This is a genomic window from Nocardia sp. NPDC005366, assembly GCF_040606855.1.
GTDB lineage: Bacteria > Actinomycetota > Actinomycetes > Mycobacteriales > Mycobacteriaceae > Nocardia.
Genome location: NZ_JBEXFQ010000004.1, coordinates 23523 through 33167 on the forward strand (window position 1 = coordinate 23523; position 9645 = coordinate 33167).

Below are 9645 nucleotides of genomic sequence, written 5' to 3' on the forward strand. Positions count from 1 at the left end.
CCGATATGCCCGGCCGGTCGCGTGGCGACCCGGTCTCGACAGAGGAAAAGGCGTGGTAGGTGTGAAGAATACTGTTGCGGATGTCGCCGTCGCATCCGATTCCACTGTGGGGCAGTCGGTGACGAGGCGCTCCGGGCCCGCGCGCCGGAATGCGCTGCACCGTGGCTTCGGGCTGGTCGCGATACCCGAGGTGCGCCCGATCGAGCCGGAGGCCGCGGTACTGGCGAAAGTCGAAGTGCCCGAGGAGAAACGCTTCTGCTGGAAGTGTCGCGTGCCGGTAGGGCGCGGCGACGGGAGCGAACCGGGCGCGACCGCGGGTGCCTGCGGAAACTGCCGGGCGCTGTTCAATTTCCGCCCCGCGCTCGCCGCGGGCGATGTCGTCGCCGGTCAGTACGAGATCCGAGGGTGCCTGGCCTACGGCGGGATCGGGTGGGTGTTCCTGGCCCGTGATCGCCATGTCGGCGGGCGCTCGGTGGTGTTGAAGGGTCTGCAGAATCCGAATGACATCGAGGCGCACGTGGCCGCGCTGGCGGAGCGGCAGTTCCTGGCGGAGGTGATTCACCCGGCCATCGTCAAGATCTTCAATTTCGTCACCCACCGATCCGCCGACGGCGGCGCCGCAGGGTACATCGTCATGGAGTATCTCGGCGGCAGATCGCTGGGCGCCATGCTCGAACAGCGACTGCCCGAGCCGATTCCGGTGGCGGAGGCGATCGCCTACATGCTGGAGATCCTGCCGGCGCTGGACTATCTGCACTCGCTCGGGCTCGCCTACAACGACCTCAAGCCGGACAACATCATGGTCAGCCGCGACGAGGTCAAACTCATCGATCTCGGAGCGGTGGCGGCACTGCGTTCCGGTGGGAGTCTCTACGGCACGCCGGGCTACCAGGCGCCCGAGGTGCACCGGACCGGCCCGACGGTGGCGTCGGACATCTACACCGTGGGCCGGACGCTGGCGGCGCTGGCCCTGCCGGGCGGATCTCGTTGCCCGGTATCGGACGACGAGCCCATCCTGCGCAGACATCCGGCCTTCGCGAAACTGCTGCGCCGGGCGACCGCCGAGGATCCGGCCGCGCGCTTTCCCTCCGCGGCCGCCATGTACCGCCAGCTCGGTGGTGTCCTGCGAATGGTGGTGGCCGAGCAGACCGGACGCGAACATCCGCAGGTCTCGACGATGTTCGGCGCCGTGCGTGCCGATTTCGGCGCCGATGTGCTGCTGAGCCGGCTGGATCTCACGATCGGCGACAGCCCCGCACCGCGACTGGACGCGGCCGATCTGGCCGCCGCCCTGCCGATCCCGATGGTCGATCCGGACGATCCCAGTTTCGAGTTCCTGTTCGCCCGCTCCCACGCCGATCCCGACCACGCGCTGGAGGCATTGCGGATCAAGCGCGAGGGCATGCGGACGGGTGCGTTCGACCTGCCCGAATCCTTCGAGCTGGAATGCGCGCTGATCGAGACCAGGGCGTACCTGGACCACGGCACGTTGATCGCCGCGTGCGAGGTGCTCGACCGGTTCCGCGACGAGCAGCCTCCCGACTGGCGAATCGGCTGGTTCGACGCGATCATCGACCTGATCACCGGGCGGCTCGAGCGAGCCTACGAGCGGTTCGACGCGGTGAGCGCCGTGGTTCCGGGGGAACTCGCGCCGTTGCTCGCGCTCGCGGCGACCGCCGAGATGCTGGCTCGAGATGTCACCGACCTCGCGGACCGTGATCGCTGGCAGCAGTTGGCCGCCCAGCACTACCGGGCGGTGTGGCAGACCGATCACGGCGTGGTCACCGCGGCGTTCGGCTTGGCGCGACTGTTCGTCCGCGCGGGTGATCCGGCGTCGGCGATCGAGACCTTGCGGCAGGTTCGATCCTCCTCGCGCAACTACGACGCCGCTCGTATGACGCTCGCGCTGCTGCTGGTATCGCCGCCGTCCGCGCAGTTGACCCAGGACCGGCTGGACGAGGCGGCGAACCGGCTGCACGGGCTGCCGACGGAACGGCGTGTGCTCGAATTGCGCGCCGCCGTATTGGACAGCGCGCTGCGGTGGTTCTGCGCCGGCGGGCGGCCCGACAGCCCGGCCGACACGATCCTCGGCTGTGTCTACACCGACCGCGGTCTGCGCAAAGGACTGGAGTCGGCGCTGCGGGCGGTCGCCTACGCCACGCCGGACAGCCTGGTTCGTTTCGCGTTGGTGGACCGGGCCAATGCGGTGCGCCCCCGCTCCTGGTTCTGACATCCCTGCTCCCACATCTCCGTTCCGCCTCCCAAGATCCGACACTCTCGACAACAGCAAGAACAAAAGGAGATCTCCCATGGCCGACGAGTTACGGACAGAAAGGGATTCGCTGGGCGAACTCGCTGTCGCGGCGCACGCTTATTACGGAGTCCATACCGCCCGCGCGATGGCGAACTTTCGCGTGACCGGATCGGTGATGGGCAGCTATCCGGCGTTGATCCGCGCGCTCGCGACCGTGAAACAGGCGGCGTGTCAAGCGAATCGCGATCTCGGGCTGCTCGACGACGAACGGGCGAACGCCATCGTGACCGCGTGCACCGAGATACGGGCGGGGCGCTTGCTCGACCAGTTCCCGATCGATCTCATCCAGGGCGGCGCGGGCACCTCGTCGAATATGAACGCCAACGAGGTCATCGCCAACCGCGCGCTGGAGATTCTCGGCTTCGATCGCGGCGACTACTCCCGGCTCGGTCCGATCGCCCACGTCAATCTCGGCCAGTCGACCAACGACGTCTATCCGACCGCGATCAAACTGTGCCTCATCGCCTATCTCCGGGAACTGATCGACGCGCTGCGCGGGCTCGGCGCATCCTTCGACCGGAAATCCGTCGAATTCGCCGACGTGATCAAGATGGGGCGTACGCAACTGCAGGACGCCGTGCCGATGACGCTGGGCCGGGAGTTCGGAACCTACTCGACGATGGTGCGCGAGGGCTGTGAACGGCTCGGTGAGGGCATTCGGCTACTGCTGAGCTGCAATATCGGTGGTACCGCCATCGGCACCGGCATCAATGGTCATCCCGACTACGCGGGACTGGCCTGCCGCTACCTGGCGGAGATCTCCGGCGAGCCGATGTCCTTGGCCGCCGATCCGATCGCGGCCACCCAGGACTGCGGGGATTTCGTCCAGGTGTCGGGGATCGTCAAGCGGGTGGCGGTCGTGCTGTCCAAGATCTGCAACGATCTGCGGCTGCTGTCCTCCGGTCCGACGGTCGGTCTGCACGAGATCAATCTTCCTGCCGTGCAGGCCGGTTCGTCGATCATGCCCAGCAAGGTCAACCCGGTGGTGCCCGAACTCGTCAACCAGGTGGCCTTCGAGGTGATCGGCAACGATACGACCGTGACCCTGGCGGCCGAAGCTGGTCAGCTCCAGCTCAACGCCTTCGAACCGATCATCGTCTACAGCCTGCTGCGCTCGATCACCCATCTGACCGCCGCCGTCGGCACCCTGGCCACCGATTGCGTCGACGGGATCACGGCCAATCGAGCCCACCTGGAGGACGGGGTGCGCCACTCGGTCGGCGTCGTCACCGCACTGGTGCCGCGGATCGGCTATCCGGCCTCTGCGCGGATCGCCGCGCAGGCGCTCGCCACCGGTCGGTCGGTCGCCGAAATAGCGGTCGCGGAGCGAGTTCTCGATTGTGAGCAAGCCGAAGAGTTGCTTTCACCACGTCGGTTGGCGGGTTTGCCTCCAATAGCAGAAACTTCGTCTTGAGCGGATCGTGTGGACGGTCGGCAATGGTGATTGAAGGCGAACTATGACCGTCAGGATCGGCTCTCTCGCTCGCGGGGGTGAGCACGCGGGATCGGCCGCCACGCCCGTCCTGGTCAGCCCACGGCACCGGGTCCTGACACTGATCGCGTTGTGCGGCACGAGTTTTCTGCTCAGCTTCGACACCTCGCTGCACAGCATCGCGGTGCCAACCTTGCTGCAGCAACTCGGGCGCCCCGAATTCCTGCACAGAACGCAGTGGATTCCGAGGGTGTATCTGCTCGCCTTCATCGCGATGCTCGTGATCGGGGGCATGCTCATCGATCGGCTGGGCGCCAAGCGCGTCCTGATCGGCGGCTACCTGCTGTACCTCGGCGGTCTCCTGGCGCATATTCCGCTGTCGTTCACCCAGATCCCGTTGGGTCTCACCCGGGTGACGATGGGCATCGGCGTCGCGGCCGCGATCCCGGCCAGTCTGACGATCCTCGTCGCCATGACCCAGCCCGGACCCGAGCGGGCCAGGGTGGTCACGCTGTGGGGTGGCTTCTGTGGAGCGGGTGTGACGATCATTCCGTTGATCAGCGGCGTATTTCTCAACGGTGCCAGATTGGGCCAGGTGGCCGCGGCGGTCTGGCTCATCGGAACGATTCTGCTGATCATGGTCGTCTTGTTCGTTCCCCCCGTGGCGTCCGAACCGGTCGAGATGTCGCCGACGGCGTGGCCGGCGACGCTCACCGCGGCGACCGCGTCCGGTCTGGCGGCGTTCGCCCTCATCATGGCACCGAAGTGGGGATGGACCACACCTTCGGTCGCCGGGCCGATGGCGGCGGCGGCCGTGCTGTGGTGTTCGGCGGCGATCATCCGATGCGGCGGCTCCTTGCCGCACGACTGCCTGATCCGCGCGGGCTGGTGTGTGCGGATGGCCATGTTCGGGCTGACGGCGGCAACGGTGGCGCTGTCGGGCATCGTGTTCCTGGTCGTGCAGTATCTGCAGGCGGTGCGATCCGGTCCGCCGGTCGTCGCGGGCGCGATCGTGTTCCTGCCGTCCTGTGGTGCGGCGGTGCTCGGCGCGAGATGGGGACGGGCGGTGCGCACCAGATACAGCGTCGGTGCGACACTCACGGTGGGGTTGACCGCGATCCTCGACGGTCTGGCCATCGGTCTGACCGCTGGAGCCGGGGGAGAACTCGCCCCGATCGTCATGATGGTGACCGCCGCCAGCATCGGTTTCGGCATGGTGGCCAGTGCCGCACTCTACGTGTTGAGCGTGGCCATGCCGAGTTCTGGCCTCGGAATGGCTTGGGCCGCACCCATATCCGTCGTGCAACTGGGCGGGCTGCTCGGCCTGGCGGTGGTGGGCAGTTTCGTCGATCGGGGCTATCACGACCGTCTGCTCGTGCCGTCGGTCGTCGTCTCGGCCGATGGCGCCGTGGTGGGCAACGATTCACTCGGTAAAGGTCTGGCGGTGGCGGCTTCGGTGGGCACGCATACCGGGACACGGCTGGCGGACGCCGTGCGCAGCGCGTTCCTGACCGGGTACCGGCACGGATTGTTCACCACCATGGGCATCATCGCGACGGCGATCGTCGCGGTACTGGTCTCCTATGCGCTCACGCGCCGTTCCATCGAACACGGTCGGGTGGGCCACACCCGGTGAGAATGTGGCCCACGCCGGTCGTTTCGGGACGGGATCAGCTGGCCACGGCGGCGGGCACACTGTGGCGCGACAGCGCGTAGATGAGTTCGGTGGCGATCACGGCCTGTCCGCTCATCGACGGGTGCATGCGGTCGGCGCTGAGCCAGTCGTGCCGCAAGCGAGCCGGATGCTCCCACAATTCCACCGTGATCGCGTCGTGCCGGGCGGCGGTCCGGCGGATGATGTCGTTGAGTTCGATGAGCATGTCGCGAACGGCGGCGAGCTTCTTGCGGCCACCGAAGGTGTCCGACAACGTGAACGTCGAAATCTGCGCGCCCGTGGCCCGGATCTCACCGAACAGCCGCTCGAGTTGGTCCTCGATCACGCACGGGTCGGCGCCCGGGCGTAGTACGTCGTTCGCGCCGCAGATGACGTGGACCAGGTCCGGCTCGAACGCCCGCACCGCCGGCAGTTGGTTGTCCATGACCTCGCTGATCGTGGCGAACATCTTGCCGGTGTTCAAGTAGGTGAACTCCGTGTTCGTCGTAGCGAAGGCCTCGGCGATACGGTCGCCCCATACGAGCGGGCGGTAACCGGGCACCGGGTCACCGATTCCCTCGGCGAGGGAATCGCCGACGACGGCGAATCGCCGCCACGGGGAATGCGATAGCAGGCGCACTGCCCACGGGGTGGGCAGACACAATGGATCGGTGTTCTCGCCGCGACCGATCATGGTTGGTTCGATGATGTTCATTTCGTGTTCTCCTTCGAGATGATCCGGGGGCCAGGTGGTGGTGGCGGCACCGTCGGCGCCACATCAGGCGAAGGTCGTGCCGCGTCAGGAGCGCACGAATCCGGGTATGGAGTTCGTGTTCTCCACGGCGGCGTTGCGGAATCGAATATTTGCGGCGCAATATTTCCGTATGGGGATATATCGGGCTGTTGCCGATCGCGCCTAGAATGGAAGGCTAGATTCGAAAAGTCGTCCGTGCGACTGCCGGAAACGATATGTGACCCATGTCGCAGTTATTCTTGATCGCTTTATATTCGAATTCCGAATGTCGACCGATTGCCGGGTGATTCGATTGCCGATGGTCGCGCGACCACGACGACTCGCACGCGGGGGTGAGCGCGGACCGTCGGAAACACATCGCACAGTTCAGGGCGTGTTTCTGGCCTCTGGGTCGGTTCGTTCCGCTCGGCATCCGCGATCTTTCGCGATAGTCACGCGTTCCTCGCATTCCTCGAGAAAGCCTCGAAATATCAAGAAATCCTCAAGGTCGACAAGATTTCTTGCAAGCTTGCTTTTTTTATGAGGATAATTGGGCGATAAATTTGGAAACTTCCTTTTGTCTCGCTTATGCGAGATCGACCTTGTACCGTTGGATCGATCCATTCAGCGCACTGTGATCGAAAGGCTGATGTCAGTCATGCGGAACTCGGAAAATGGCGCCGGGGCCGGTTGCCGCCCCATCAGCCGCGCGGCCGCGCGGCCGTCGACATCGCGTTCCTCCGCCGAGGAAGTGCTGATGCGCTCGCGCGCGGAGCGGGCTCAGCTCGAACAGGCGCGGGTGTTCCACGCCGTCCTGATCGACGAAGTGGATCAGTTGCACGAGGAAATGCGGCTCCTACACGAAGAGTTGCGGGAGGTCTACCGCAATCTGAACGGTCTGCGCCGCCGTTTCCCGAGCCTTCCGCCTGTGCCGAGGCCGACGGTTTTCCCGCCGATGGGCGTCGCGCCGGTTCCGGCCGCCGCTCCGCGCCCCGGCTCCGGGCGCGCCACCGCGTGAGGCACCCGCCGTCACATCGAATCCCCGCTTCCCGCAAGAGAAGGCCGACAGACGGGTCGGCGGCGATCATTGCGGGAACCGCGTCATTCCGCACCCGATGACGAGTAACGATGATCACGTTCGGCGCGGCGAGTGAAGCCCCGTTGACTTGCGGTATTCTCCCCTTCTGTTTATTCAGCCTCTGCGCTACGGAAGGGGCCCGCGGTCGTGCGTGTGGTGGTGGTGGAGGATGATGCGGGGCTGGCCGGCGCCCTCGTCGACGGACTCCGGATCCGAGGATTCGATTCGGTCGATCATCTGTCCCACGGGCTGGACCTGCTCACTTCCCACGAGAACTACGACGTCATCATTCTCGACCTGGGTCTGCCCGACGTCAGTGGGTATCTCGTTCTGCGCCAATTGCGCAAGGTCAGCTCGGTACCCGTGGTGGTCCTGACCGCCGAGAACGATGAACTCGCCGTGGTCTCCTGTTTACGAGCGGGGGCCGACGACTATGTCGTCAAGCCGGCCAGGGTGAACGAATTGGCCGCCCGCCTGGAAGTGGTCACACGGAGGCGGCACGCCGATGATCGCCGTCCCGAGGTCGTCGTCGCCGGTGACGTGCGAGTAGACCTTCGCGCCCGCAGTGTGGAGGTGGCGGGACTGCCGATCGCGTTGACCCAGAAGGAATTCGCCGTCGCGCGCGTGCTGGCCGAACGCGCGGGCGCCGCGGTCGGGCGCGAGGAATTGATGGAGGAGATCTGGGGTAAGAAGAACCCGTCCATCTCCCGTTCACTCGACGTACACGTGGGCGGGTTGCGCGCCAAACTGAACCGGCCCGGCCTGATCACCACCATCCACGGCTTCGGCTACAGATGGGACAGGTGAGGACTACCTCCGATGCGCAGCCGACTGCTGATGGCGTTCACGGTGTTCGCTGCGATCTGCTTGACCGGATTCGCCGTCGGGATCGGCGGCGAGCTCGCCTCCAGCCGGACCCGCGGATTGATGATCGACCGGATGGGCGACGCGGATCGCTTCGCCGCGCTGTCCGTCGACGATCCCTCCGCTCTGTCCGATGAGGTCCGCAGCTATTACGAGCGCAATCGCAGCGGTGTCCTGATCATCGATGCCGAAGGCGCTGTCCGGTGCGATCTCGGCGTGAATCGTGATGATCCGGCCGTCGTCGATGTCATCGAACGAGCCCGGCGGTTCGAGCCAACGCCCATGCCCGAAACGCTCTACCCGTGGCATCGAGGCACGATGCTGGTGGCTCGCCCGGTCGGAGCGCCGCCGGTGGCCGCGGGCGTCGTCGTCATCGCGGTCTCGACCTTCGAGACCACCGCCGTGATCAGCGACGGATGGATACAACTGGCGTGTGTGACGGCCACCGCGCTGCTGGTGTTCGGCGGCCTTGCCCTGCTGGTGTCGGGATGGATCCTGCGACCGGTGTCCGGACTGCTGCGCGCGGTCGACGCGCTGACCGCGACACTGCCCGCGTCGGGCGGACAGCCGCGCCGCACGCCGAGCACCGGTGATGGGCCGAGAGAGATCCTGGAACTCGCGGCCGCGGTCGAGGCGTTGACCCACGCGGTGGCCGAGTTCGCCACCGCGGAGCGGCGCAATGTCGCCGATACCGCGCATTCCATGCGTAATCCGTTGGCCGCCTTGGCGGTACGGCTGGAAGCGCTACACCCGGTGATCGCGGGCGGCGGGGCCGAAGTCATCTTCGACAGCGTCGTCAGCGAAGTCGATCGACTGACGGCCATGCTCGACGGTCTGTTGGCGGTCGCGGTCGCCGATGCCGAAAAAGAAGGTGGCGCGGCGCGTTCGGCTCTCGCGTCGGCTTCGACACCAGACTCGACATCAGCCCCGGCCCCGACGTGGTGCGACGCGGTGAGCGTGGCACGCAACCGGGTCGATGCCTGGCGCGCCGCGTTCGTCCGAGCCGGAATGGACCTCACGATCGAACTGGCGGCCCCCACCGCCGCTGCGAAGGTATCCGGGCAGATCCTGACGCAGATCCTCGATGTCGCGCTGAGCAATTCCTCGCGCTACGCCGGAACCGGATCGTGGGCGACGGTCGCGGTGAACCGGGAGTCCGACTCGGTGGTGGTATCGGTGCGTGACACCGGTGTCGGTGTTCCTGAGGAGGAGATCGACCGGCTCACCACGCGTTTCTTCCGTGGCGCGAACGCCGCCCCCGGCGGCTCCGGACTCGGTCTGCCGATCGCGGCGACCTTGGCCGGACAGCACGGCGGTCTGTTCTTCATCGAATCCGCCGACCCCCACGGTCTGATCGTGACGGTGAGTTTCCCGGCGGCATCCGGCGGCCCCGAAATCGTTTGACCCGGCCACCTTACGGTTCGGTGAACTGCTGAAGAGGGGGTGAACTCTGCGCCGCGGGCACTCGGGATCGCGGGGTGGATACGGCAGGATCGCGCCGTAGCGGTGTCGTGGATCTCTGGTCGGAGCAACGGCCGGGCCGCTGACAACCGAGACACCAGGAGGACCC

At 66.2% G+C, this 9645-nt stretch carries 7 protein-coding genes; 6 read left to right on the plus strand and 1 reads right to left on the minus strand.

What is annotated here, in order from left to right; genetic code table 11:
- The first annotated feature begins 61 nt into the window (after positions 1-61).
- The 3 genes from ABZS43_RS06165 (at position 62) to ABZS43_RS06175 (ending at position 5382) form a co-directional block, all read left to right on the plus strand.
- The gene (locus tag ABZS43_RS06165) at positions 62-2230 is read left to right on the plus strand and encodes a tetratricopeptide repeat protein (RefSeq protein WP_355034734.1); all 2169 of its coding nucleotides are present in this window, start codon (positions 62-64) and stop codon (positions 2228-2230) included.
- A 79-nt stretch (positions 2231-2309) separates the two neighbouring features.
- Complete coding sequence (locus tag ABZS43_RS06170; RefSeq protein WP_355034735.1) at positions 2310-3728, plus strand: aspartate ammonia-lyase; 1419 nt, start codon at positions 2310-2312, stop codon at positions 3726-3728.
- Positions 3729-3771: 43 nt separating this feature from the next.
- The gene (locus ABZS43_RS06175) at positions 3772-5382 is read left to right on the plus strand and encodes an MFS transporter (RefSeq protein WP_355034736.1); all 1611 of its coding nucleotides are present in this window, start codon (positions 3772-3774) and stop codon (positions 5380-5382) included.
- 34 nt (positions 5383-5416) lie between these two features.
- On the opposite strand, the gene ABZS43_RS06180 is transcribed toward ABZS43_RS06175, so the two are convergent.
- Positions 5417-6115 carry an SGNH/GDSL hydrolase family protein gene (locus ABZS43_RS06180; RefSeq protein ID WP_355034737.1) on the minus strand — a complete coding sequence of 233 codons (699 nt, stop codon included), beginning with the start codon at positions 6113-6115 and terminating at the stop codon, positions 5417-5419.
- Positions 6116-6890: 775 nt separating this feature from the next.
- On the opposite strand from ABZS43_RS06180, the gene ABZS43_RS06185 reads away from it, so the two are divergent.
- The 3 genes from ABZS43_RS06185 (at position 6891) to ABZS43_RS06195 (ending at position 9479) form a co-directional block, all read left to right on the plus strand.
- Positions 6891-7151 carry a hypothetical protein gene (locus tag ABZS43_RS06185; RefSeq protein WP_355034738.1) on the plus strand — a complete coding sequence of 87 codons (261 nt, stop codon included), beginning with the start codon at positions 6891-6893 and terminating at the stop codon, positions 7149-7151.
- A 207-nt stretch (positions 7152-7358) separates the two neighbouring features.
- A complete protein-coding gene (locus tag ABZS43_RS06190; RefSeq protein ID WP_355034739.1) occupies positions 7359-8018 on the plus strand; it encodes a response regulator transcription factor in 660 nt (219 codons plus the stop codon).
- Between the two features lie 12 nt (positions 8019-8030).
- A complete protein-coding gene (locus tag ABZS43_RS06195; protein ID WP_355034740.1) occupies positions 8031-9479 on the plus strand; it encodes a HAMP domain-containing sensor histidine kinase in 1449 nt (482 codons plus the stop codon).
- The last annotated feature ends 166 nt before the right edge of the window (positions 9480-9645 follow it).

Excerpts from the sequence above, each read along its gene's own strand:
- ABZS43_RS06170 (WP_355034735.1), top strand. The coding sequence starts at position 2,310 with ATGGCCGACGAGTTACGGACAGAAAGGGATTCGCTGGGCGAACTCGCT.
- ABZS43_RS06175 (WP_355034736.1), top strand. The coding sequence starts at position 3,772 with ATGACCGTCAGGATCGGCTCTCTCGCTCGCGGGGGTGAGCACGCGGGA.
- ABZS43_RS06180 (WP_355034737.1), bottom strand. The coding sequence starts at position 6,115 with ATGAACATCATCGAACCAACCATGATCGGTCGCGGCGAGAACACCGAT.
- ABZS43_RS06185 (WP_355034738.1), top strand. The coding sequence starts at position 6,891 with ATGCGCTCGCGCGCGGAGCGGGCTCAGCTCGAACAGGCGCGGGTGTTC.
- ABZS43_RS06195 (WP_355034740.1), top strand. The coding sequence starts at position 8,031 with ATGCGCAGCCGACTGCTGATGGCGTTCACGGTGTTCGCTGCGATCTGC.